This is a genomic window from Pseudomonas sp. A-RE-22 (assembly GCF_019956035.1).
GTDB classification, from domain to species: Bacteria; Pseudomonadota; Gammaproteobacteria; order Pseudomonadales; family Pseudomonadaceae; genus Aquipseudomonas; species Aquipseudomonas brassicacearum.
In genome coordinates this window covers 12,690-35,772 of record NZ_JAHBCZ010000012.1, presented here as the reverse complement: position 1 = coordinate 35,772, position 23,083 = coordinate 12,690, and the positions used below count along the sequence as shown (strand labels likewise).

Sequence of the window (23,083 nt, the reverse complement as noted above, 5' to 3'; positions counted from 1 at the left end):
TAGGGTGTCAGTCAATCAATGATTGATACCCGATTGCGAGGTTAGCGATATGCATCATACCCAAGAGTCCCAAGTCATTACTCCGACGCTTTTTCTCAGCGACGCCGATGTTGCCTCGCTTGCCGACTGGAGCACAGCCGTTGCCGCGCTCGCGCAGGCGTATGCCTGCCCTACGACGGATGCCATGGTGCCGCCTCGTTCCATGGCCCGCGGCGACGGTATCTGGCTACGCAGTTTGACTGCTGTACCTCCCGCTGGCGGCCAAATGGGCTGCAAGTTGATCGCGGCGTCCATGCGGGCGCGCTGCGCCAGCTACCTGATCGCATTGTTCGACCAGCAAACCATGGCGCTCAGTGCCCTGATCGACGGCAATCGGGTGACGGGGTTGCGCACCGCTGCAACCGCTGCGCTGGCGGTCGATCTATTGGCGCCTCAACGAGCGCTGCGGGTGGGCGTGATTGGTGCCGGGTTTGAAGCGCGTGGCGCGCTTGACTGCCTCAAGGCCGTGCGCGATGTCGCCCGTGTCAGGGTGTTCAGCCCAACGCCCGCGAGTCGCGAGCGCTTTGCCGAAAGCTTCAGGCCGGGGCTGGATATCCAAGCGGTGAACACTGCGCAAGAAGCCGTGCAGGACTGCGACGTGGTGATTTGTGCCGCACGCAGCCGTGACGAGTCTCCGGTGTTGCAAGGGGCATGGCTTTGTGCCGGCGTGACGGTCGTATCGTTGGGTTCCACCTTGCCTGAGCAACGGGAGGTTGACCCGGTCACGATGGAGCGAGCCGTCTGCATCGTCGCGGATATGCCGCAAGAGGTACTTCACGATACCGGCGACGCCATTGCTGCGATCAGCGCCGGTGTTTATGTCGCCGACAAACTGGTCGCGCTGTCGGATCTGGTCGCGGGTCGCGTCAATCCGCGCCAGAAAGAAAGCGACATCGTTCTCTACAAATCGGTTGGCTCGGCGCTGCAGGATGTCGTCATCGCACAAGCGTTGTACGAGCGCGCCAGGCAACAAGGCCTCGGCATCGAGCTGCCTGCCAGCATTGTCCCTGTCTCGAAATAACCCCTCCACTGTTCGAAGGAAAATCATCATGGCCACTTACAAGAAAGCTGATGCCCGCGCCTGGGCCCGTGAATACCTGGTGGGCTGCTCGGCTGTCACCATCCCCAGCTTCAGTGCTGATCTGAAGCGCCTCAATGAGCGTGGCATCCGCCACGACATCGAGCACACGGTTGGCCTGGGTTACAGCAGCACGTTGCTCTGCAGCGAGCTGACGATCTCTGCCCAGGAAAACGCTCAATTCACCGCCTGGGCTCGTGAGTCGGGGAAAAACCTGATCCTGTTCTTCCACGCGGCCTTTGGCACGCTTGCCGAGAATGTCGAGGCGGTGAAGCTCGCCGAGAATGCCGGTGCGGACATCGTCCTGCTTTCCTATCCACCACAGTTCTGGCCGACCAGCGAGCAGGAAATCTACGACTACACCAAGGCATTCTGCGACGCGACGGACCTTGCCGTCATGCTCTTCCCGATTCCGCTCTGGGGCTTTGAGCGCGTGCATCCGGCGGGTATGTCGTTGGAGTTGGTCCGTCGCCTTCTGGCCGATTGCCCGAATATCGCGGCCATCAAGTCCGAGCAAGGGTTCCCGTTGCCAGCGGGCATTTGCGAGATGTACTACCACTTCCGTGATCAGGTGGTGATCAGTTGCCCGATTGAAGGTGACGCAATCCCGTTGATGAGCCTGATGAAACTACAGTTTTCCGGCACCAGCAACACCGCCTGGATGAGCGACTATTACCCGAAAGCTTTCGAACTGGCCCGCACGGGCCGCTTCGAAGAAGCGATGGAGCTGTATTGGAAGGTCAACCCGGCACGCAGTGCCAATGGCGCCGCTGCGCAAAGCTATGCCGGCGGTACCGGGGTGCTCAATCGCACGATGTGGAAATACCAGGACTGGCTCGCCGGCTTCAACGGCGGCCCACTGCGTGCCCCGGCGATGCGCGTGCCGGATCGCCTCATGAAATCTTTGCGCCAAGGGTTGGTTGCGGCGGGCCTGCCGGTGACTTCGGATCCGGATAGCGCGTTCATGATCGGGCGTCACCCTTGCTGATTAAGAGGATTGCAAAGTGAAGCATTTACTTAAGGATCCGACGCTGTGGCGCACCGGTGCCTACATCGCCGGCGAGTGGTTGAACGAGACGCCGCACGGTCGGTACACGCTGCGTAATCCGGTGGATCAAGCGGTGCTGGCCGAGTTGCCACGCTGCCGCGAAACTGAAGTTCGGCACGCTATCGATACGGCGCATGCGGCCTTTGGTCCATGGCGACGCTTGACGGCTAAACGCCGCGGCGAGGTGTTGCGCCGTTGGTATGAGTTGATGGTTGAACATCGTGAGGACATCGCCACGCTGATTACCCTGGAGGAGGGCAAGCCGCTGGAGGAGGCGCGGGGTGAAGTCGATTACGCCGCGTCGTTTGTGCGCTGGTTTTCCGAAGAAGCCACACGGGTGCGCGGTGATTTGATTCCCGGCGTTAAGGACACGCAGCGCATTGTGGTACTGCGCGAACCCATCGGGGTTTGCGCCGCGATCACGCCCTGGAATTTCCCCGCTGCGATGATCACGCGCAAGGCAGCTCCGGCACTTGCGGCGGGCTGCGCGATGGTCGTGAAGCCGGCCAGCCAGACGCCCATGACCGCCCTGGCCCTCGCTGAACTTGCGCAGCGCGCGGGTGTGCCGGCTGGTGTGTTCAGTGTGATCACGGGGAATGACACCCGCGACATTGCCGGTGAACTCACGGCCAACCCGTTGGTGCGCAAACTCACCTTCACCGGGTCTACGGAAGTGGGCCGGTTGCTGTTGGCGCAAGCGGCGCAGACGGTCAAGAAATGCTCCATGGAGCTGGGCGGCAACGCGCCGTTCATTGTCTTCGACGATGCCGATCTTGATGCGGCAGCCGACGGGGTGATGTTGGCCAAGTTTCGCAATGGCGGGCAGTCCTGCATCGGCGCGAACCGGGTGCTGGTCCAGTCAGGGATCTATGACGCACTGGCCGAGCGCATCCTCGAGCGCATGGCACGCTTGACGGTGGGCAATGGCCTGGAGCCGGGAGTACAGGTCGGGCCGTTGATCGATGACGCGGCGGTACGAAAATCCCAGGCCCTTGTTGATGATGCGCTGGCGCAAGGTGCTCGACTGCTGTCCGGCGGCAAGCCTCATGCGCTGGGTGGGTGTTTCTTCCAGCCCACCTTGTTGGCTGATGTGACTCATGAAATGCGGGTCGCTCGCGAAGAGATCTTCGGCCCGGTCATGCCACTGGTGCGTTTCGACAGTGACGACGAAGCCATTGCGATGGCCAATGACAGCGAGTTTGGCTTGGCGGCGTATCTGTACAGCCGTGATGCGGCACGCATCTGGCGTAACGCCGCGCGCATCGAGTCGGGCATGGTGGGCATCAACTGTGGCTTGATTTCAAATGAAGTCGCACCCTTCGGCGGCGTGAAGCAGAGTGGTCTGGGGCGAGAGGGATCTCACCTTGGGATCGACGAATTCCTTGAAGTTAAATACCTCTGCTGGGATGGCTTGGAAAGCGTTTGAACTAACGTCGTGAAAGGCCGATGGATAGCGGTTCGCATGAGCCGCAGTTCGCCGGCCCTTTTTATTTGTTCTGCCGCAAAGGCAGGCATCCCGGTCAAGGCGCCCGGCTCATCTGCGAGACCCATCGCCGCCAGCGATACCTCGGATTGTGCAAAGCGATTTCAGCGCTGATATCCGATTCGATAGTCTCGTGGCTGATCCGGCATTTGCGTCGGCATTCCATGTTTCTGCGGCATTGACGCGATGACGCCGCAGCGCTTGTCGGTGCGCCATGCAATGTCTGCCCGAGTGAATAAGAATAATTAGGAGAGCGTGATGATTGCAGCAGTCAGTAAGGTCCTGGTGATCGGAGGAGGGTTCTCCGGTATGACCGCGGCTATCCAGCTCGCCCGTCAGGGCATCGAAGTGGACCTCGTCGAAATCGACCCTTTGTGGTGTCCTTTGGGAGCGGGAATTACGCTCAGTGGGCCCACGCTGCGAGCACTTGATACGGTTGGGATTCTGGAAAGGGTCGCTGGGGAAGGGTACCTGTCGACCAATTTCGACGTGTTTTCACCGGTGGGCGACCTGATCGTGCAATTGGCGCTTCGACCGCCGGTCAGCGATAAACCGATTCCCTGTGGTGGCGGTATCCTGCGCCCGGTGCTGGCTCGAATCTTTGCCGACAGGACGCGGGAAGTGGGTACCCGAGTACGCCTCGGCATCACCTATGACAGCGTCATCGAGCGTGACGATGGCGTTGAAGTGTCTTTCACCGACGGGACCACTGAACGCTATGATCTGGTCGTCGCCGCTGACGGTGTGCATTCGCGCACACGAAAGGACTTTTTCCCGGAAGCACCCTCGCCAAAACCCATTCATCAGAGCGTCTGGCGCGCGGTGCTGAAACGTCCGCCGGAAATCGTACGGCCCAGTCATTGGCTGGGGCGCACCAAGGTCGGCGTCAATCCGATTTCTGAAACGCATATGTACATGTTCCTCATGGAAAACCGCGAGTTTTCCGAGTGGATCGATCCGGCCAGTTGGCCAGGCGAAATGGCGCGTCTGCTGGGTGAGTTCCCCGCCCCGATCCTGCAAACGCTTGTGCCGCAACTGTTCGAACCGGGTGCCAATATCGACTACCGTCCGCTGGCCAATTTGTTGGTGCCGTTGCCTTGGCATAAGGGCCGCGTTGTGATGATCGGGGACACGGTGCATGCCACCACACCCCATCTGGCGTCCGGGGCCGGGATTGGCATCGAGAGTGCCATCGTGCTTGCTGAAGAACTGTTCGCCGACAGCGATCTACAGGCTGCCCTGAGCCGGTTCGAAGCGCGGCGTTGGGAGCGTTGCCAACTGGTGGTCGAGAACTCTGCACGGCTGTGCGAGATAGAAAAAAGTGCGGGTGACAAGGATGAGCATGCCCAGATCATGCGAGAGTCCACTGCTACGTTGGCTGAACCTATCTGAGTGATTCAGTCCCTTCGGCTGGATGCCCTTGAATCACTTCAGCATCCAGTTCGAAGAGGGGCAGTGGACTTGATGCAGTTAATTAACTCATTAAATGTTTACTGGCCCAGATCGAAAATGATGACCTCCTTGACGTATACGAAAAAAGATTCCGACGGTAGCAAGACCCCTACGTCAGACAGCTGCTGGAACAGTGCTCGCTGATACTGACGAAAAACAGAAAGATCGGCTTCATTTTCAAACCACAGGCTGGAGGTGCCTTCGTATACCGCGATGTCTGGCCCGAAATAGGATGTCACTTGGTCACCCTCGGGGAGGTATCTGGAGCGAGTGTGCCGACGAAGCGCTTTTTGGAAGTCCGGGTATTGATTGGCAACCGTGTCGTGAGCTGATTCCCAGGCGGTGAAAAAGGCCTCCAGTTGCACCGTTGGGTTCTTTTTCAGGAAGACGATCGCCTTCCATTTGGAGGGGGCGGCACCGGCATTGGATATCTCGACTTCATCCATCAACTGAGCGGCCTGTTTTGACAGGTCGGCGAAGTTTTTTGCATCAGGCCCAACAGTTTGTTGGGTATAGGGATCGCTGAAGGTGTGAATCAAACCTGACATATCATCAAAAAATAATTCCGTGACGGAGTCCCGGTGAAATGTTTGTGTGTAGACGTTATCGGAGTCAACGCCAAACGCCGAGTCGATGACATGATTTTGCACGTATCGTTTGACGCCCAAGGGTTTAGCCCGGGCGATTTCTCCATGCTGGTGTTCTATATAGTTCAAGAACTCAGCATGCGTCATGCCGGGTTTGCGGCGTACGGCAGCTAGCATTTTAATCATGAGGGCACTCGCGTCTGGTTGGGGTTGATGACATTGGTCTTATCGTTCTAAACATTGAATGCACTTTTGCAGGCGGTATTCATCGTGGTGATGTTTTAGAAACAAGATAAGACCAACGTTGTCCTCCAAACCAATCAGGGTTTCTGCTAGCAGGTATCACGTAAGAACATGCTTGATGCGTCTTTACCTGGCTGAGGCCTCTGCCAATGCTGTGCGTATAAGCCCGGCCCTTTCCTCCGCCGGACCCTTCCGGCGAAAAACATATTGCTAAGGCTGGGCTGCGGTCTTGGTGGAGACAATCTTGCCGTAACCTTCTACCGGCAGTGTCTCATGGACCACCAACGTACGTTCTTTGCGACACTTGAACTTCACCCCTTTGCGCGGCGCCATGACTCTGGCCGTCTCCATGCACATTGTCTTGGAAGCAAAGGTTGGCCCTGGTTGTCGTTCATCGACACAGCCTTCGAAGCCACTGCAGATCGTCATCACAACAAAATAAACAGTCATCATCTCGGTGTTGCTCCATTGAGTGATGCGATTGATTACTTCCTGTAGTCCAGGTCGGTGGCCTAAACGTTTTGCGGGGTTGCTTGCGGATGATGAGCTTCGATTTGAACCCCCAGCAATGGCGCATTGGTACCGTGCGTCGGGAAACCGTCACTGTATTAATTTATTTTTATTAGGTAGGTTTTTATGCCAATAAGTTGGCGCCATGGCGGCTGTAGTAGACGCTTTGAGGAGCGGTCGGGATAGCCTGCAGGCACCGATATTCAGGCGTTAAAAAGGAAAGGGGTGGGATAAAGGGAAATGCCGCTCAGTTAAGAAACGAAACCTGTGGGAACGGGCTCGCTCCCGCTGGAAATTCCCTTTACCCACAAAGGAGCTGATGGCAGCAGAACCGACTATTCTTTCGGAACACTGCATTCTTGGCAAAAAGGGACGTCATGCCAGACATTGATCGCACCACCGGCCCCAGACACGGCATCACATGCGGTGATCGAACCTGTTCGATTGGGCCCAGGTTAGTAAGGCGCTGGCGACTGCGAATGGCCTCAATAGCGGTTTCCTGTGTTTTCATGGCCACTTCCGGATACGGTCAGGACCTGCCAACCGCAGCGGGTCTCGAAAAAGCCACGGTCACGGTGATTCAAGCGCAGGAAATCGTTTCCAAGGCCACCCTTGGCGCCGTTCGCTGGAGCGGCCCTGAATCTGGCCCGCAAGCCCAGCGGGGCAAGAACATCGCGCTTGTCGCAGAAGATTTGCGTAACGGAGGCATTGTCGGTGTCGCGCAGGGTGCCCGGGAGGCCGCCAGCGCGTTGGGCTGGACGCTGAAGATATTCGATGGTGCCGGCTCATCGGCCGGACGCGCAAAGGCGTTCTCCGATGCCCTGGCCGCGAAGCCCGACGGCCTTATTCTGTGTGGCTCCGATGCCCTTGAGAACAAGGCGGCGCTGCTGCTCTTCGCCAACAAGGAGGTACCGGTGGTTGGCTGGCACGCCGGAGTACGCCCGGGGCCGATTGACGGTACGCCGGTGGCCATGAACGTCACGACCGACCCGCTTGAAGTGGCGCGCCTCACGGCCATGGCGGCAGTGGCGCAGTCAAACGGACGCGCCGGCGTGGTCATCCTGACCGACTCCAAGTACAGCATAGCCATGGCGAAAGCCAAGGCCATGGAAGACGTCATTCGGGCCTGTCGTGAATGTACGTTGCTGGAGGTGCGCGATGTGGCGATCTCCGAAAGTGGCGAGAAGATGCCGGCGATCACCAAGGAATTGCTTCAGCGCTATGGCAAGCGCTGGACCCATACGCTGGCTATCAATGACATCTATTTCGACTACTCGATTGCCTCGCTGACCAGCGCCGCCATACCCAGTGATGGCATCAGCCTGTTGTCTGCCGGTGACGGCAGCGCTTCGGCTTTCCTGCGCATACAGGCAAAGACCTACCAGACCGTTACGGTGGCCGAGCCGCTCAACCAGCACGGCTGGCAAGTGATGGATGAATTGAACCGGCTGTTTGCAGGTCAGCCAGTGAGCGGCTTCGTCGCGCCGATTCATTTGGTCAATAACGACAATATCGCCTTCGATGGCGGGAAAAAATTCCAGTACGATCCTGACAATGGCTATCGAGACATCTATCGCCACCAATGGAATCCCTGACGTTGGATATGACTTCCCGGTTTGGACGCCAGCTCTTGCCACAATCGCTGCGCGCACAATTCACCCTGGCGTTCCTGACGCTGGCGCTGCTGATCCTGGCAGGCGGTGCTACGGCGGTCTACGCACTGCGCACCTCAAACAGCGCCACTCGCCAGTTGACGGATGAACGACTGGTCCGCATGCAAAATGGGCAAGACATGGTGCAGCGCACCTTGCTGATCGAACGCCAGACCGACCAGCTTCTGACCACCCGTTCCCCGGACATCCTGCGCTCAAGCTATGCGGCGACCGTCGAACAGCTTGAAGCGCTCGATCAACTGGTGCAGCAACTGACTGCCGCAAACAGTGGCGTGGCGATACTCGACATGCATCAGTCGAGTCAGATGTTCCGCAATACCGCCAACATTGTTGCGCAACTGCGAGAAAGCCTGCTGCAAACCGAGGTCACCTTCGAGCAGGCCCTGGAGGATCACACCGCTCGATTGACGGCGACCAACACCCGGGCCAGCCTGGAGCTGGCGGTGCTGCTTTTCGATCTGCCGCAGGCGGTTGACAGTGAGGCCGTGCAACAGCTGCGGGCCCGATATCAGCGCCTGCCACGCACCGCAGGCGCGTTATCCGACGCTGACGTGCAGACGCAGGATCTCTTCTCCCTGCGCCAGACGCTCATCGATCAACATAACGTCCTGCAGCGCTTCAACGAGCAACTCAAGAACGAGGCCGGGGGCCTCGTCGCGGTGGCCCGTACGCAATCGAGCGCCTACACCCAGGACTATCGCGAAGCGGTGCAGCGTCTGGTCGAGGCCTCGAATCGCAGCCAGCAATGGGTGCTGATCATGTTGGGCGCCAGCCTGGTGTTCGCCTGGTTCGTGACCCGGGTTTTCATGGGCCGTCATGTGCTCGTGCGCCTGAATGAAATAAGCCGGCAATTGCGTCAGGAACACACGGACAAAACGCATTTGATGATGGCCGACCATGGGAAGGACGAGATCGGCAACATGGCGCGGGCGGTGAATCAATTTCTCGAAGACCGGCTTCAACTGGAGAAAAGAACGGCCCAACTGAGTATCGCCACAGAACGGCTTGCCGTGCAAAACGACCGATTGGAGCAAGAAGCGATCATCCGTACCGGACAAGGTCATGTCCTGGAGCTGATCGCCAGGAGCACCGAGCTTACAGAAGTCCTCGACAGCCTGGCTCACCTGGTCGAGTCCCAACTGGAGGGCATGAAGGTGTCCATCCTGCAGCTGGACGAGGAGGGCAAGCACCTGCTGCATGGGGCTGCACCCAGTTTGCCGAAAGCCTATTGCCAGCTCATCGATGGAATTGAAATCGGTCCGAACGTTGGTTCATGTGGCACCTCGGCCTATCGACGAGAGCCGGTCATCGTCACGGACATCGAGCAGGATCCACTATGGGAAGCATACCGTTCACTCGTTGCGCCCTATGGATTTCGCGCCTGCTGGTCGACGCCGATCCTGTCCCATGAGCGAAAGGTCTTGGGTACGTTTGCCTTGTATGCCAACACCGTGCGTAGCCCCAGCGCGGCCGAGACGCAACTGATTGACCTGGCGACACCGCTTGCCGGCATTGCGATAGAACGCCAACTGACCGAAAAACGCATTCGCTTCATGGGCGACCATGATGCACTGACCGGGCTGCCGAATCGCACGCTGCTCGAAGACCGCCTCAAGCAGGCGATGCTTTATGCCCAGCGCTATAACCGGCTGGTGACAGTGGTGTTCCTCGACCTGGACAAGTTCAAACTGGTGAATGACAGCCTTGGGCACAGTGCCGGGGACGAACTGCTGAAAACCGTCGCCCAGCGCCTGCTGGGGTGTGTACGGCGTACCGACACCGTCGTGCGACTGGGTGGCGACGAGTTTGTGATCATCCTGTTCGACCAGCCCTCGGACCTGGACGGCGTGACGCCAGTCCTGCACAAAATCCAGGAAGCCATCCTGCGGCCGATTCAACTGAGCGGTCATACGCTCCACGTCACCTGCAGCATGGGATTGGCCACATACCCGGCCGACGGCGGCGATACCGACACGTTGCTCAGCAATGCGGACGCCGCCATGTACCGGGCCAAGGAGCTGGGGCGCAACAGCTTCCAGTTCTATACGAGCGAGATGAATAACAAGGTCCAGGGCAAGCTCGCCATGCAAGATGGGCTGCGAAGCGCACTCTACAACGACGAGTTCCTGTTGTTGTACCAGCCACAAGTGGATTTGCAGTCAGGCCAGATCATCGGCGTGGAGGCATTGATCCGCTGGCAGCATCCCGAGCTGGGCATGGTCTCTCCCATCAAGTTCATTCCCCAGGCCGAAGAGACCGGGCTGATCGTACCCATCGGCGACTGGGTGATTCATACCGCCTGCAGGCAGAACAAGGCGTGGCAGGATGCCGGCTGGCCGCCGATCACCATGTCGGTGAACATTTCGGCTCGCCAGTTCATCGAAAGGGACCTGATCGACCGGGTGATGCATGCCTTGCAGGAAACCGGACTGGACCCGATGTACCTCGAGCTGGAGCTGACCGAAAGCCTGATCATGCAAGACCTTCAGCAAGCCATCAGCAAAATGAAGGCCCTGCAAGCCATGGGGATCAGCCTCTCGATCGACGACTTCGGCACCGGCTATTCCAGCCTCGCGGCATTGAAAAGCTTCCCGATCGCGAGGCTCAAGATCGACCAGTCTTTCGTGCGCGATCTACCCGACAACGAGAACGACAAAGCCATCGCCACCGCCGTGATTTCGTTGGGGCACAAGCTGAACCTCAAGGTCATTGCCGAAGGTGTGGAAACCGAGGAGCAGCAAACCTTCCTGCGTGAAAACGGCTGCGATGAAATTCAGGGGCACTTTTTCAGCAAGGCGGTCAGCGCGGAGGAAATCAGCCGGTTACTGCGTACGTCCAGAGTGTCTGAACCAAGCCGCCTTGCCAGCCCTGGTTCGGTCAGGCAAAAAAAACGCGATGTAAAACGCCCGAGCGGTCCAGTGTCCGGACGTTGATGACTCTGCCTTTCTGTATTTCCGGAGAGAGGGTATCACCGGATCTCAGGAAGCATCCTGCTCATAGCTGCAACCCACGTAGAGATCGCTGTCCTTGTCTTCCGTGGAGACCACTCGCAGGGTAGCGCCGTTACCGAGGCTGCGCTGATAGTCAACGTAGCCGTCGGTATCCAGGGTCTTTTGCAGTTTCAGGGTGCTGGCGAGCTTCTCTGCATCGGCCTTCGGGCTGCTGCTTTTGGCCTGGAGGAAGAAGCTGAAGCGGTCGGTCATCACCAGGGTGGTCGACGACACGCCGTGCACCGTCAACGCCGGGGTGGCTTGCCAGGCGCCACCGCCCCACGGGCTGTGCGCTTCATCCTTGGTGAGCGTCAGTTGCTCGGCATCAACCAGGTCGTTGAACTCGCCCACCTGCTGCGCGTTGGCCTGGCACTGCGCCAGGGCCTTGAACAAATCGCTGTGGCTCGAGCCAGCGGCCGAAACAGTAAAGGTGGACAGGCACCCGGCCAGGGCGACGAGACCAAGAGAGATTTTCATGCCGACATCCTTGTTTCAGTTGAATAACAGGTGATGGATACCCGAGGTCAATGGCTGCAGGCTTCGGGGAATGAACGTGCTGCCCGGCTGTACAAGGGCCTGCGCTGCAGGTCGGAAGCTTGCCATTGCTGACTTGAATATGCCATCAGGTTATCCCTGAGGATGGACTGTCGTAGAAACCACTTTTGTGCTCATTCCTGGCATCGGTAAGTCGGCGAGATAACGGTCGGCATGACCAGCCCACAGGCCACCGCGGCACTGACGGCCTGCTGGCGGCTTACCGAACCCAGCTTGCGTCGGGCATTGAGCAGGTGGAAGTCGATGGTGCGTTCGGAGCAGGTCAGGATGTGGCTGATCTCCCAAGTGGTCTTGCCTTCGCTGGCCCAGTACAGGCAGTCCATTTCCTTGGGCGTCAGGTCCTGGCGCGGTTGGGCAGGCCGCTGCAACTGATGTCGTATCCCGGCGAGCAGGTAGGGGATGAGCATGAACAGTTGGTAAACGGCGGGGTTGGAAAAACCCTTTTGTTCGGTGATCTGTGTGTCGTCGAAGGCCACGCTCAGTGTTCCCCTGAGCATTTCGTAGCGCAGCGGGATACTCACGCCGCTGCGCAGGCCGTGTTGCTCGCGTTGCTCCCAGAAGTGCCGGGAGCGTCCCCGGGCGCGCCGTCGCTCGCTGTCCCAGAAAAGCGGCACCAGTTCGCGTCGACAGTGCCTGAGTATCGGGTCGATCTCGATCAGCCCGTCACAGCGGTAGTGTTCCAGCCAGCGTTTGGGAAAGGTGGTGATGAGGCCGGCCAGAGGGTCGGTATCCCTCGGCGCTACCGGCCCCAGGCTGATGAGGTAGCTGCCGAAGCCGAGTTGGCGCAGCACTTTGTTCAGCAGGCGCTCCCAATCGCAACGGTTGGCATCCTTGGCGAGGCTCGTGAAGGCGGTCAGCGTAGCGGCACGCTCGGCCTGGGTCCGGCCGCAGGCGGGGGAGTGGTGTTTGTCCATAAACGGATCGCTCTAGTTGTAGCAGGAATGAAGCAGTCGCAGTACGGGGAAGGAAGGGGCGCATGCCCCTTCCGGGAGGATCACTTGTGCACGTGACACCGGATGAAACTGCGGAACAGGTCCAGGCCGTTTTCGGTGAGGATGCTTTCAGGGTGGAACTGCACGCCCTCCACCGGCAGGTGGCGATGGCGCACGCCCATGACATAGCCGTCGTCCGTGGATCTGGACGTGATCTCCAGGCAGTCGGGTAGCGGCTGCTCGCTGATCATCAACGAGTGGTAGCGGGTCGCCCGAATCGCATGTGCCTGGGTGTGGTCATAGACGCCCTTGCCATCGTTCTCGATCGTGCTCACCTTGCCGTGCATCACGTGTGGGGCCCGGCAAACCTGGGCACCGAAGGCCAGGCCGATGGCCTGGTGACCCAGGCACACACCCAACAGCGGCAGGCGCCCCTGAAAGTGCCTGATCACTTCGATGTAGCCCACGTCGGCCGGATGCCCAGGCCCAGGGCCCAGCACGCAGAAATCCGGCGAGAACGCTTCAATGCGCTGGATGAGGTCCGGTACGTCGTGGCGCTCGACATGGGTTTCCAGCCCCAGTTGTTCCAGATACTGGCTGATGATGAAGACGAAGCTGTCATAGGCGTCGATCAAGAATACTTTCACAGTGCGATCTCCTGGCCGGTCACTGCCCGGTAAACGGAACCCATCTTGTACAGCGTCTCTTTCCACTCAAGCTCTGGCACCGAATCGGCTACCACCCCGGCGGATGCACGCAAGTGGTACGTGCCCTCGTCGAAGACCGTCGAGCGAATGCACAATGCGGTGTTGACGCTGCCATCGAAACCGACCAGGCCAAGGGCCCCGGCATAAATGCCCCGGCGGTTGCTCTCCATTCCCTCGATCAGCTCCATCGCCCTGACCTTGGGCGCGCCGGACATGGTGCCTGCGGGGAACGAAGCCTTGATCACGTCGTAGGCATCCAGGCCTGGGCGCAGCAAGCCGCGAACGTTCGACACCATGTGGTAGAGGTGCGAATACTCTTCCACCAGCATGAACTCATCGACCTCCAGCGAACCCGCCTGGCACACGCGACCGATATCGTTGCGACACAGGTCGATGAGCATCAGGTGTTCGGCGCGCTCCTTCTCGGAGCGGGTCAGCTCCAGGACCAACTGAGTTGGATCGACGCCAGGCTTCTTGCCCACGGTGCCGGCGATCGGGCGCATCTCGATCAAGTCGTCCTTGATCCTGACGAACAGCTCGGGGCTGGCGCCGATCAGGTCGATACCACCTACGTGAGCCAGGTACATGTAAGGGGAAGGGTTGCGCAGGCGCAGGTTCTGGTACACGTCGAACGGTGAAACCTGCGAGCGGATGCGAATCTCATGGCCGAGCTGGATCTGGTAGACGTCGCCGGCGCGGATGTGCTCCATCGCCACTTCGACACGCTCGACGAATTGCTCCGGGGTCACCGTGCGCTCTTCCTCGAAGCCCTCGGGGTACGGTAGCGGAGCCAGCGCCTCGGCTGCCGGGGTTGTGCTCAGGAAGGGGTAGTCCTCCAACGTACGGGGCGACCAGAGATCGTGGTTGTTGATCAGGGTTTCGACGATGCCATTGCTGTGGAAATAAACCAGGGTCTGATAGACCGACAGGGCAATGAGCGGGTAGTCGTAGGTCTGTTTGGCCAGATCGGGAAGTCGCTCGATCAGGCGAACGCAGTCGTAGGAGAAATAGCCGAAGAAGGCCAGGCTGGAAGGGGCATTGGACGCCGGCTGGAACGTTGCCTGGATAGCCCGGAGCAGATTCCACGCCGCCTCGCTGTCGGGTAGATGGATCTTGTGTTGCGGGTCGACCTGCATGCCCGCTTGCCGCAGGCTGGCGGACAGATGTTCACACAGGGCGGCGCAGCCTCGCAGCTGGGCCTGGCCCTCGTTGATACACACTTCGAAAAGCGGTTCGAGCCCGATGATCGTCGCCCGGCGATCACGGCTTGGGCCGGACAGTGATTCAAGAATGAAAACAGACTCGCGACCCAGTTGTTCCAGCGCATTTGCATATATGCCAAGTGCATCCGTAGGTCGACGTTCTTCGCGGCGAAGAACATTCACGTCAATTAGATTTTTATTCACGGTTAATACCATATTCAAGGTGTAACGATTCAGGCGCTCGATTAAGAGAGCGCCACGGGAATATAAAGCGCGCAGGCACTTTAAATACGTGTTGACGGATATTCTGAATAGACGGGGCGGACGCTGTTCATGTCGCGCGCACTAAAAAGCTTGCAATGGATTGCAGCCAATTGTTGCGCAGGGCACAAGGCGCGAGCGCCTTCGATTTCAGAGGGGAAAGATCAGGACGTTGCTGGCAGGCAGCAGACAGGCTCCGGTCTTCGCTAGATTAGCGACGCCAGATATTGCTTTTGAAGATGGCCAGAATGGCCCGGGAACAGCTGTCGGGATAGCTGTGGGAGGAACTGATAGCAGAAAGGTGATAGTACATTTTTAGACATCCCAGTCTTGGCTAAGCACTGCGGGAATAATTGGCAGTGCGGCGAAATTACCAGCGTGCCCTGGGGCTGTCAACTGCTGAGGGAATATTAATATTTCATTCATTTCTGAATGTCGACGGGGCGAAGAGCTATCCCTACGCGTATGTAATCGCGCGTGCTTTTAACAAGAAACTCGTGCGCGCACAACTGCGAGATAGCGCAGCTGGGTATTTGTAAGTTCTGTTACTAACGTAGCGGCCGTTGAGTTCCAGTAACCCATCAAACCTGAGCGGCTGAAATGAAAGAGCATTTAGAGACATTCAAGAAGCGGTACGATCCGATTCATCATGCCTATTGGACCGACGTCCTCAGCGACACCGAGCTGGCGGCCTGGCACCAGGCACAGTTGCGGGAAGTGGTCGGCCACGTGAAGCGGTCCTCGCCGTTCTACTCCAGGCACCTTGCCCAGGTCGACGAGCGTTCGCTGACCTTGGATGACCTCGCCACCTTGCCATTCACGACCAAGGATGATCTGCGCGAAGCAGGCTTCGACATCTTGTCCGGCCCGCTGGAAGACAGCATCTTCTATTACGAGACCACGGGGACCACCGGGCCCGCCACGCCATGCCCACGGGACCGCAAGGAAAGCTACGCGAGCAATCGCCAGCTGGCGATGGCCTACCAGGCCGTGATCGAAAAGCACTTCCCGGGCGAAAAGACCGTGGTCGGCATCATGGGGCCCACCGAGGTCCACTCCTTCGGCGACACCCTGGGCGATGTCTGCACCCAGCTCGACCTGTGCAACGCCAAGATCTGGCCGCACTCACCGGTGATCGGCTGGCCCAAGGCACTGCAACTGCTCAAGGACCTGCGGATCGGTGTGCTCGCATCGGCGCCGGGGCTGTTGCTGGCCATGGCCAAGGAAGCCGAGCGCCAAGGCTTGAACCCACGCGAGGACTTCGCCCTGCGCGCATTCATGATGAGCGGCGAACTGTGCACCCCTGCATTGAAGAACAACCTCTACAGCCTGTGGGGCGCGCAGGCCTACAACAGCCTGTATGGCTCCCAGGAAGCGATGATCATCGCGGCCTGCAACGCCAACGACCAGTTGGTGCCGCATCGCCTCAACTACATCATCGAGGTGCTCGATCCCAAGTCCGGGGAAAGCCTGGGCTGCACCGGCGACGGTGAGTTGTGCGTGACCATGCTGATCCCTGGCAGCAAGCCGTTGATTCGCTACCGCACGGGCGACCTGGTCTCGATCCAGTCGCGCCCCGGCTATCCGCAATCGATGCGCCAGACCGTCAAGGTCGTCGGTCGGGTGAAGGATGCCGTGCAACTGAACGATCGCGCCTTCTCGGCCGCACAGATCGAGCAGGCGCTGCTTGAAGGCGTCGAACAATGCCTGGGTTACCAGATCATCCTCAGTCGCGCCAATGATCGCGACACCGTCATCGCCAAGCTGGAAATGTCGCGCTTCTTCGAAGGCGATCGTGGGCGTCTGGTGCTGCTGATCAAGGAGCGCCTGCGCGAACGGCTGGGGGTCGATGCGACGGTTATGGTGGTGGGCGATCTGGCCGAGCATGTGAACCTTGGCAGTTGGTTCAGCTGGAAAGAAGCGCGCATCGTCGATCAGCGTCAAGGCCAGTGAGGTCAGCGATGAGCCTGTCTGTTCGCGTGATCGACAACGCCAATGAACTGTTCGAGTCCGTCCGGCAACTCAGGAGTCGCTACCTGGGGACCAACCCGGCACGGGAGGATGACTTCGAGCGCAGGGAGCAGGTGCGCGACGCCTTGTCCTATCACTTGGTCTACCTGGACAAGGGCGAAGTGGTCGGGACATTGCGCGTTACGCCGTTGGGCCATGGCCTGAGCTTCGTCGAGCGAGCGGTCGACGTGCAGGCCTATTTCGAACAATCGACGGATGCCTTCGATGCCAATCGCCTGGTGCTGGACGAGCGATACCGCGGCGGTCGGCACCTGCGCATGTTTCTCCTGCAAGCGGCCATTTGGCTGAAAGCCAACACCCACCTGCGATTTATCTCGGCACTGTGCCGCGGCCAATTGGCTGCGCTCTATGTCGGCCTGGGCGGGCGCGTGCTGGTGGATGACGTTACCTGGACCGGGGAACAGGTCGAGCGGCGCTACAGCCTCGTGTACCTGGAACTCGAAAGTGTTTACCTCAATGTTAAAGGAGCCAATTGAAATGCAAGCATTCTTCAAGGAACTCGACGCTATCGTCGACGCAGGCTGGGCCCAGATCAAGCAGGGCGCCTACTGGAAATTCAGCCTGGACAACCCAACGCCGCCAGCCCTCTACCAACAGCTCATGCTGCAGGTCTACCACTACACCCGCTACAACTCGGTGAACCAGGCCGCCTGCGCCTTCAGTGCCGATCCAGAGGAAACGACGCTGCTGCGCTTCGTCTACAAGCACGCCCTGGAAGAGCTGGGTCACGAGCGCATGGTGCTGCGTGACCTGGAGTCGGTCGGGCTGCTGCCGCAGGCCATGCCGGCACCCCTGGCGCCGACCCAGGCACTGATCGCCTTTCTCAACGATGTGGCTATCCGCAAGGGGCCGATCGCTCGCCTGGGCTACAGCTACTGGGCCGAGGACGTCTACGAGCACATCCAGCCTATCCTGGAACGGTTCCGTGCCGACCTGGGCTTGAAGGATGAGCAGATGACCTTCTTCGTCGCCCACTCGACCATCGACGAGAAGCACGCCGAGGAAGTGCGTATGGCGATGCAGCGTGCGGTGAAGACCGAAGAGGATCGTCGTCAGATCAAGGAAGTGGCACGCGTCACGCTGTGGCTGACCGGGCAGTTGATGGAAGAGGCTTTGCGCGCCTACCTGGCTGGCGAAGAAGGGTTGCGGGAGGCGTCCTGAATCATGAATCTGACCATCATTGTCGGGTCAAGCCGACCTTGTGGTGTCAGTGCACGGGTGGTGGCGCTGGTGCGCCGCCACCTGGGCGAGGAGGTCGCGGTCGATGACATCTGGCTCAAGGATTACCGGATCGACTACTGCGACGCCGACAACGCCTGTTCCGACCAGGACTGCCAAGTGCAGGACGACGTCGGGCAGTTGGTGGCGCGGCTGGACCGCGCCGATGCGGTGCTCTATCTCCCCGTCATGCATGCCTACGGCACCAACAGTCGCTTCCAGGCGTTTCTGGAGCGGGTCGGCTATGGCTTCCTGCGGCCACGGGAGCGTCCGCTGCGCGACAAGCTCGCGGCGATTGCGGTCGTCGGCCGACGCTATGGACACACGGCGGTTTTCTCCCAGGTCGCGCTGAACGTGCTGCTCAACAAAATGATTCTGGTCGGCTCGGGATTTCCGCCGTGCTTCCAGACCCAACTGGCCCACGATCCTGAAGCGGAACAGGCCCTGCGCGAGACATTGGACCGGCTCTGTGAGCATCACTGTCGACTTAACCCCCCAGCACTTGCGACAGGCAAGCCGGAAAGAATCCTGCGGCCCATTCAATTTCAGAAGGGATAACTGTCATGCCATTGAAAGATTCATTGCTCGCGTTACTGGTCGCGTTTCTCTGGGGCGCGCAGGTCACCGCAGTGAAAATCGGCGGCGCCGAGTTGCCGCCTATCCTCATGGTCGCCATGCGCTACGCGATCATGGCGCTGTTTCTCCTGCCGCTGCTCAAGCGCGTCAAGCGTGAACAGTTGGCGTCCGTAGCCCTGGTCGCCACGATTACCGGGACCTTGCATTTCGGTTTGCTGTATTGCGGTATCGCCCGGGTAGATGCCTCCACCTCGGCGATCATCTATCAATTGGCGGCACCGTTTACCCTCGTCCTGGCATTCGCGTTATTGGGGGAAGTCCTGAAACTGCGGCTCCTGGCGGGCATCCTGCTGGCGTTCGCCGGTGTCCTGGTGCTACTGGCTACGCCATCGGCGGGCGGGACGTTCGTCGGCATGTTGCTGGTGGCGCTGGCGGCCTTGGCATTCGCTGCCGGGTCAGTGTTGACCAAGCGTCTCGGGCCCCTGGATCCGCTGGCCTTGAGTGCCTGGACGGCGGTTATCGCCGCACCGCAACTGTTGTTGTGGTCGTTCGTCCAGGAAGGCGAGCAATGGACACGCGTCTACACGGCCAGCGCCCAGGCATGGTGGGCGGTGCTCTACACCGCGCTCAGTGGTGGTCTGCTGGGGTTCGGCCTGTGGTTCTGGTTGCTTGGTCGCAACTCGATGCAGCAACTGAGCCCGTACCTGCTCCTGGTGCCGGTGTTCGCGATCGCTGTCAGCCAGGTCATGCTCGCCGAAGGTTTCAGCCAGCGCCTGGTGATTGGCGCCGTGTTGACGCTGTCAGGTGTGGCGCTATGCCAACTGCGCCTGCCGGCAAGATTCTCCCTCAAGGCGGCTGACAAAGGACAAGGGGTGGCGGATGAACCGCGTTGATCGATTGCTGCTCGGCACCTTGCGCCTGGTCCACCGCTGGCAGTTCGGTTTGAAGCTGCGCTGGCACAGCGGTGCGCATGGACGCCTGGCCTATCTGCAAAGCCCTGCACGGCAACAGCGGACGACACTGGTCATGCTCCATGGCTTGGGCGCCAGCAAGGATCAGTGGGGCCCTGCGATGCTGGGCATGGCGCGCCATCACCATTGCGTTTTCGTCGACTTGCCGGGGCATGGCCAATCCGTGTACGAGGCGGGTGCCGGCTTTGGACCCCAGGCAATGCTGGCGGAGCTCGAAGGCATGCTGGAAACACTCGTCGAGGGTCCCTTCGTGCTGGTCGGCAGCTCTTTGGGCGGGTGCGTGGCCGGGCTGTATGCCGCCAAACACCCGCAGCGTGTCAGTCACCTGGTCTTGCTGGCGCCTGCCGGTCTGGGCGAGCAAACGCTAGGCCCCACATTGAAAGCCAGCCTGCAAGGGGCGGGGACGGTGTTTGGCTATCGTACGGTCGAGGAGATGAAGCGCTTCTGGAGCCTGGTGTTCAAGGCGCCGCCCGAAGTAGGAGGGCGCCTGGCCCAGGCCATGGCGGCCAGCGGCAAGTCGAGGTTTGCCACGGTGCAGCGGGTCGTCGAGGATTTTCGACGCGAAGGCCTGGACGTGCTGCTCGAACGGCTGCCACAGATTGCTTCGAGGACGCTGTTGATCTGGGGCCGGCATGATCAGGTATTCCTGCCGGCGACCCTGGAAAATCTGCTCCAGCAACTGCCTGATGCACGCGGCGAGTTCATCGAGGACTCCGGGCATGTGCCCTATCTTGAACGGGGCGCCGATGTGGTGGCGGCAATCACGCGGTTCATTGCAACGTCCAGGGGGTAGAAGGTTCGATCAAAGCCTGGCCGCCAAAGTCCCCTTTCTGACCTCCCATAGCCTCAACAGCCGGGTACCGCTGCCGTAACGTGCACTTGACTGCGCATGCAGAGGGAGCGTCCTGATGAATCGTAGAACCTTTATGCTCGGCGCCGCCGGAGTGGGTGCATTGATGGTCGGGGCCGGGGCGTTGTTGCGTCCGAGCGATCGCGGCAGCCCTTACAACGAGTACTTCCGCGCGCTGAACCAGGAGCTGAAGCGCCATGGGCCGATGCGCCCCATGATGCTGATTGACCTGGACCTGCTCGATCACAATATCAATGTGGTCAAGCAATCCGTCACCCGTGCTGGTAAACATTTGCGCCTGGTGGAGAAATCCCTGCCATCACCAGGACTGCTGACGTACATCGCCAAACGTACCGATACCCGGCGGCTGATGTCGTTTCATCAGCCGTTTCTCAATCACGACGCGGTGACCTTTCCCGAGGCAGACATTTTGCTCGGCAAGCCTTTACCGGTACGCTCGGCCGAGGTGTTTTACCAAACCCACAAGGGAACCTTCGACCCTTCCAGGCAACTGCAATGGTTGCTCGACACCCCCCGGCGGCTGATGGATTACCTGGCATTGGCGCAAGGCCTGGGCATCCGGATGCGGATCAATATCGAGCTGGATGTCGGCCTGCACCGTGGCGGAGTCGCTGACCACGCGCTGCTCGGCGAGATGCTGACGCTGATCAGTGCCCATCCGCAGCAGCTCGAATTTTCAGGCTTCATGGGGTATGACCCGTTTGTCGGCATGGGCGTGCCCAGGGTCCTTGGTTCGTCCCAGGCGTTGTTCGACAAGGTGATGGTCATTTACAACGGCCATGTGAATTACCTGCGTGAGCACTTCCCTGCGCTTTGGCACGAAGGGCTCACGCTCAATACGGCTGGCAGCCCCAGTTACGCTATACATGAGCAGGAACGCTTGAGCAGCGAGGTCTCGGTGGGGACGGCGTTTCTCAAGCCGACCCATTACGACCTGCCATCGCTGGCCGAGCATGTGCCGGCGGCCTTTATCGCAACGCCCGTGATAAAGAGCACGGGGGCCGTCAATTTCCCAGCCCTGGATGACAAGTCCCGATTGTTCTCCTGGTGGGACCCTAATCAGCGCGCGACATTCTTCCTCTACGGCGGTAACTGGATGGCCGAGTTCGAGTCGCCCGAGGGGCTGCAAAGCAATGAGCTTTATGGTCGCAGCTCCAATCAGGAAATGGTCAACGGCTCCCTGGCCGTAGGGTTGAACGTGGAAGACCAGGTGTTTTTACGGCCGACCCAGACTGAATCCGTGCTGCTGCAATTTGGCGATTTGCTGGCCGTGCGCGGCGGGAAGATTGTTGAAACCTGGCCTGTGTATTGATCGGAGCGTGAAGGCGAGCTTTTGGCTTGGCCGGGAAAGCGCCTTCAAAGACGACCCCGAAACAGAAACAGAAACAGCACCAGCGCCACCAGGCAGGCCGTCGTCTGAATCCCACCCAGCGTCGTGACCGGCGCGAAACTCAAGACCGAGGCCAGCCAGGTGGTCAGCGCAGCCGCACCCATGGAGAGAAAACCCAGCAGTGCAGAGGCCATCCCGGCTTCTTTGCCGAAAGGGCCCATGGTGATTGCCGTGCCCAGCGGATTGGCCAGGCCCATGCCCCACAGGAAGGTGATCATCGAGAGGGCATACCACCCAAGACCAGGCGCGGCGGGACCGACGAGCAGCAGGCCGCCGCCGGTCATGGCGCAGGCAATGCCCACGAGTGTGGCGATTCGGGCGCCATGACGATGCGCCAGGCGCGGGGCCGCCATGCCGGCTGCGAACACCACGAATACCGTAGAGGCGAAATACAGGCCGGTCTGCAAAGAGGTCAGGCCGATACCTTGCATCAGGATGGCGGGCGCCGCCGCGAAGGAGGCGAACAGGCCGCTCATCAGCAGGCTCATTGAAAGGGCTGGGAGGATGAAGCGCTTGTCCAGCGCCAATCTGCCATAGGCGAGCACCACGCTCTTGGCCGAGTGCGGCGCCCGGCGATCGGCGGGATGGGTTTCTCCGAGGTCGCGCACGTAGAAAAAGGCCAATACCACGGCGGCCAGTCCCACCAGGATGAAGATGGCGCGCCAGCCGAGCGTGACGGACAGGACGCTGCCGGCCAGCGGCGAAAAACCCGGCGCTGCGGCCGTGGCGATCATCGTCAGCGACAGGGCCCGGGCGAGCGTCTCGCCTTCAAACAGATCCCGGGCGATGGCGCGCGACAGCACCGAGGCTGCGCACACCCCCAACGCCTGGACGACGCGTCCGGCGATCAGCACATCAAGGGTGGTGGCAAGGCCGGCGATGACGGTGCCGACCACGAACACCGAGAGGCCGCCAAGCACCAGCTTCTGGCGCCCGTAGCGGTCGGCCAGTGGCCCGACCACCAACTGGCCCAAGGCGAACGTGATGAAGAAGCTGGACAGTGTCAGGCCGAGCTCGCGAGCAGTCACGCCCAAGTCTTCGCCGATATCCGCGAACGCCGGGAGAATGATGTTGGTAGACAGCATGCTGATCGCCGCCAGGCCTGCCAGCAGCGCTACGACTTTGCCGGTCAATGGTTGTGTGGAGGCGTGCGGTTGGGTACTGGCAATCGCCAATGAAGTTTGGGCTTCCATACATCCTCCGGCGTCAAAATGATGGTCGTAATATTTTGCTGAATATGATGATCGTCATCTCTGGCGTCAAGCT

At 59.9% G+C, this 23,083-nt stretch carries 20 protein-coding genes; 13 read left to right on the top strand and 7 right to left on the bottom strand.

The window, feature by feature from the left end:
- Nucleotides 1-49: 49 nt before the first annotated feature.
- The 4 genes from KGA89_RS08410 to KGA89_RS08395 all read left to right on the top strand — a co-directional run bounded on the left by KGA89_RS08410 (nt 50) and on the right by KGA89_RS08395 (nt 5,040).
- Complete coding sequence (locus KGA89_RS08410; protein WP_223471239.1) at nt 50-1,060, top strand: ornithine cyclodeaminase family protein; 1,011 nt, start codon at nt 50-52, stop codon at nt 1,058-1,060.
- Nucleotides 1,061-1,088: 28 nt separating this feature from the next.
- Nucleotides 1,089-2,105, top strand: coding sequence for a dihydrodipicolinate synthase family protein (locus tag KGA89_RS08405; RefSeq protein ID WP_223471237.1), 1,017 nt, complete (start codon nt 1,089-1,091; stop codon nt 2,103-2,105).
- A gap of 16 nt (nt 2,106-2,121) precedes the next feature.
- Nucleotides 2,122-3,591, top strand: a complete 1,470-nt coding sequence (locus tag KGA89_RS08400; protein WP_223471235.1) for an NAD-dependent succinate-semialdehyde dehydrogenase — start codon at nt 2,122-2,124, stop codon at nt 3,589-3,591.
- Nucleotides 3,592-3,906: 315 nt separating this feature from the next.
- Nucleotides 3,907-5,040 (top strand): FAD-dependent oxidoreductase, encoded by a 1,134-nt coding sequence (locus KGA89_RS08395; RefSeq protein WP_223471233.1) that lies wholly within the window; start codon nt 3,907-3,909, stop codon nt 5,038-5,040.
- A gap of 98 nt (nt 5,041-5,138) precedes the next feature.
- Here KGA89_RS08395 and KGA89_RS08390 read toward each other — a convergent pair whose 3' ends face one another.
- Entirely contained in the window at nt 5,139-5,873 is a 735-nt protein-coding gene (locus KGA89_RS08390; protein WP_223471231.1) for an EthD domain-containing protein, read from the bottom strand.
- Nucleotides 5,874-6,140: 267 nt separating this feature from the next.
- Nucleotides 6,141-6,281, bottom strand: coding sequence for a hypothetical protein (locus KGA89_RS08385; protein ID WP_155252598.1), 141 nt, complete (start codon nt 6,279-6,281; stop codon nt 6,141-6,143).
- A gap of 734 nt (nt 6,282-7,015) precedes the next feature.
- On the opposite strand from KGA89_RS08385, the gene KGA89_RS08380 reads away from it, so the two are divergent.
- Together KGA89_RS08380 and KGA89_RS08375 are read left to right on the top strand one after the other, a co-directional pair.
- Nucleotides 7,016-8,035, top strand: a complete 1,020-nt coding sequence (locus KGA89_RS08380) for a substrate-binding domain-containing protein (protein WP_028236553.1) — start codon at nt 7,016-7,018, stop codon at nt 8,033-8,035.
- A complete protein-coding gene (locus tag KGA89_RS08375; protein ID WP_223471229.1) occupies nt 8,023-11,046 on the top strand; it encodes an EAL domain-containing protein in 3,024 nt (1,007 codons plus the stop codon). The genes KGA89_RS08380 and KGA89_RS08375 overlap by 13 nt, the downstream gene beginning before the upstream one ends.
- 45 nt (nt 11,047-11,091) lie before the next feature.
- Here KGA89_RS08375 and KGA89_RS08370 read toward each other — a convergent pair whose 3' ends face one another.
- From KGA89_RS08370 to KGA89_RS08355, 4 genes are all read right to left on the bottom strand, one after another.
- Nucleotides 11,092-11,580: a hypothetical protein gene (locus KGA89_RS08370; protein ID WP_223471227.1), complete on the bottom strand. Its 489-nt coding sequence runs from the start codon at nt 11,578-11,580 to the stop codon at nt 11,092-11,094.
- Nucleotides 11,581-11,771: 191 nt separating this feature from the next.
- Nucleotides 11,772-12,572 carry an autoinducer binding domain-containing protein gene (locus KGA89_RS08365; protein ID WP_223471225.1) on the bottom strand — a complete coding sequence of 267 codons (801 nt, stop codon included), beginning with the start codon at nt 12,570-12,572 and terminating at the stop codon, nt 11,772-11,774.
- Nucleotides 12,573-12,652: 80 nt separating this feature from the next.
- A complete protein-coding gene (locus KGA89_RS08360) occupies nt 12,653-13,237 on the bottom strand; it encodes an anthranilate synthase component II (RefSeq protein WP_003200640.1) in 585 nt (194 codons plus the stop codon).
- Nucleotides 13,234-14,715: an anthranilate synthase component I family protein gene (locus tag KGA89_RS08355; protein WP_223471296.1), complete on the bottom strand. Its 1,482-nt coding sequence runs from the start codon at nt 14,713-14,715 to the stop codon at nt 13,234-13,236. Before KGA89_RS08355 ends, KGA89_RS08360 begins: the two co-directional genes overlap by 4 nt.
- 645 nt (nt 14,716-15,360) lie before the next feature.
- Here KGA89_RS08355 and KGA89_RS08350 point away from each other — a divergent pair.
- The 7 genes from KGA89_RS08350 to KGA89_RS08320 all read left to right on the top strand — a co-directional run bounded on the left by KGA89_RS08350 (nt 15,361) and on the right by KGA89_RS08320 (nt 21,739).
- A complete protein-coding gene (locus KGA89_RS08350) occupies nt 15,361-16,713 on the top strand; it encodes a phenylacetate--CoA ligase family protein (RefSeq protein ID WP_003200644.1) in 1,353 nt (450 codons plus the stop codon).
- Nucleotides 16,714-16,721: 8 nt separating this feature from the next.
- Complete coding sequence (locus KGA89_RS08345; RefSeq protein ID WP_223471223.1) at nt 16,722-17,267, top strand: acetyltransferase; 546 nt, start codon at nt 16,722-16,724, stop codon at nt 17,265-17,267.
- Between the two features lies 1 nt (nt 17,268).
- On the top strand, nt 17,269-17,952 hold the full coding sequence (locus KGA89_RS08340) for an iron-containing redox enzyme family protein (RefSeq protein ID WP_003200648.1): 684 nt from the start codon (nt 17,269-17,271) through the stop codon (nt 17,950-17,952).
- Nucleotides 17,953-17,955: 3 nt separating this feature from the next.
- Complete coding sequence (locus KGA89_RS08335) at nt 17,956-18,567, top strand: flavodoxin family protein (protein ID WP_003200650.1); 612 nt, start codon at nt 17,956-17,958, stop codon at nt 18,565-18,567.
- Nucleotides 18,568-18,572: 5 nt separating this feature from the next.
- Nucleotides 18,573-19,478 (top strand): DMT family transporter, encoded by a 906-nt coding sequence (locus KGA89_RS08330; RefSeq protein ID WP_223471221.1) that lies wholly within the window; start codon nt 18,573-18,575, stop codon nt 19,476-19,478.
- A complete protein-coding gene (locus tag KGA89_RS08325) occupies nt 19,465-20,349 on the top strand; it encodes an alpha/beta fold hydrolase (protein ID WP_223471219.1) in 885 nt (294 codons plus the stop codon). Before KGA89_RS08330 ends, KGA89_RS08325 begins: the two co-directional genes overlap by 14 nt.
- A gap of 184 nt (nt 20,350-20,533) precedes the next feature.
- On the top strand, nt 20,534-21,739 hold the full coding sequence (locus tag KGA89_RS08320; protein WP_223471295.1) for a DSD1 family PLP-dependent enzyme: 1,206 nt from the start codon (nt 20,534-20,536) through the stop codon (nt 21,737-21,739).
- A 44-nt stretch (nt 21,740-21,783) separates the two neighbouring features.
- Here the strand turns inward: KGA89_RS08320 and KGA89_RS08315 are convergent, their stop codons facing one another.
- On the bottom strand, nt 21,784-23,010 hold the full coding sequence (locus KGA89_RS08315) for a multidrug effflux MFS transporter (protein ID WP_223471217.1): 1,227 nt from the start codon (nt 23,008-23,010) through the stop codon (nt 21,784-21,786).
- Between the last annotated feature and the right edge of the window lie 73 nt (nt 23,011-23,083).

Bases quoted from the DNA above. Each gene is read 5' to 3' on its own strand.
- KGA89_RS08335 (WP_003200650.1), top strand. From the start codon at position 17,956: ATGAATCTGACCATCATTGTCGGGTCAAGCCGACCTTGTGGTGTCAGT.
- KGA89_RS08355 (WP_223471296.1), bottom strand. From the start codon at position 14,715: ATGGTATTAACCGTGAATAAAAATCTAATTGACGTGAATGTTCTTCGC.
- KGA89_RS08385 (WP_155252598.1), bottom strand. From the start codon at position 6,281: ATGGAGACGGCCAGAGTCATGGCGCCGCGCAAAGGGGTGAAGTTCAAG.
- KGA89_RS08330 (WP_223471221.1), top strand. From the start codon at position 18,573: ATGCCATTGAAAGATTCATTGCTCGCGTTACTGGTCGCGTTTCTCTGG.
- KGA89_RS08340 (WP_003200648.1), top strand. From the start codon at position 17,269: ATGCAAGCATTCTTCAAGGAACTCGACGCTATCGTCGACGCAGGCTGG.
- KGA89_RS08410 (WP_223471239.1), top strand. From the start codon at position 50: ATGCATCATACCCAAGAGTCCCAAGTCATTACTCCGACGCTTTTTCTC.
- KGA89_RS08375 (WP_223471229.1), top strand. From the start codon at position 8,023: ATGGAATCCCTGACGTTGGATATGACTTCCCGGTTTGGACGCCAGCTC.
- KGA89_RS08350 (WP_003200644.1), top strand. From the start codon at position 15,361: ATGAAAGAGCATTTAGAGACATTCAAGAAGCGGTACGATCCGATTCAT.
- KGA89_RS08365 (WP_223471225.1), bottom strand. From the start codon at position 12,572: ATGGACAAACACCACTCCCCCGCCTGCGGCCGGACCCAGGCCGAGCGT.
- KGA89_RS08315 (WP_223471217.1), bottom strand. From the start codon at position 23,010: ATGGAAGCCCAAACTTCATTGGCGATTGCCAGTACCCAACCGCACGCC.
- KGA89_RS08395 (WP_223471233.1), top strand. From the start codon at position 3,907: ATGATTGCAGCAGTCAGTAAGGTCCTGGTGATCGGAGGAGGGTTCTCC.
- KGA89_RS08345 (WP_223471223.1), top strand. From the start codon at position 16,722: ATGAGCCTGTCTGTTCGCGTGATCGACAACGCCAATGAACTGTTCGAG.
- KGA89_RS08325 (WP_223471219.1), top strand. From the start codon at position 19,465: ATGAACCGCGTTGATCGATTGCTGCTCGGCACCTTGCGCCTGGTCCAC.
- KGA89_RS08370 (WP_223471227.1), bottom strand. From the start codon at position 11,580: ATGAAAATCTCTCTTGGTCTCGTCGCCCTGGCCGGGTGCCTGTCCACC.
- KGA89_RS08390 (WP_223471231.1), bottom strand. From the start codon at position 5,873: ATGATTAAAATGCTAGCTGCCGTACGCCGCAAACCCGGCATGACGCAT.
- KGA89_RS08405 (WP_223471237.1), top strand. From the start codon at position 1,089: ATGGCCACTTACAAGAAAGCTGATGCCCGCGCCTGGGCCCGTGAATAC.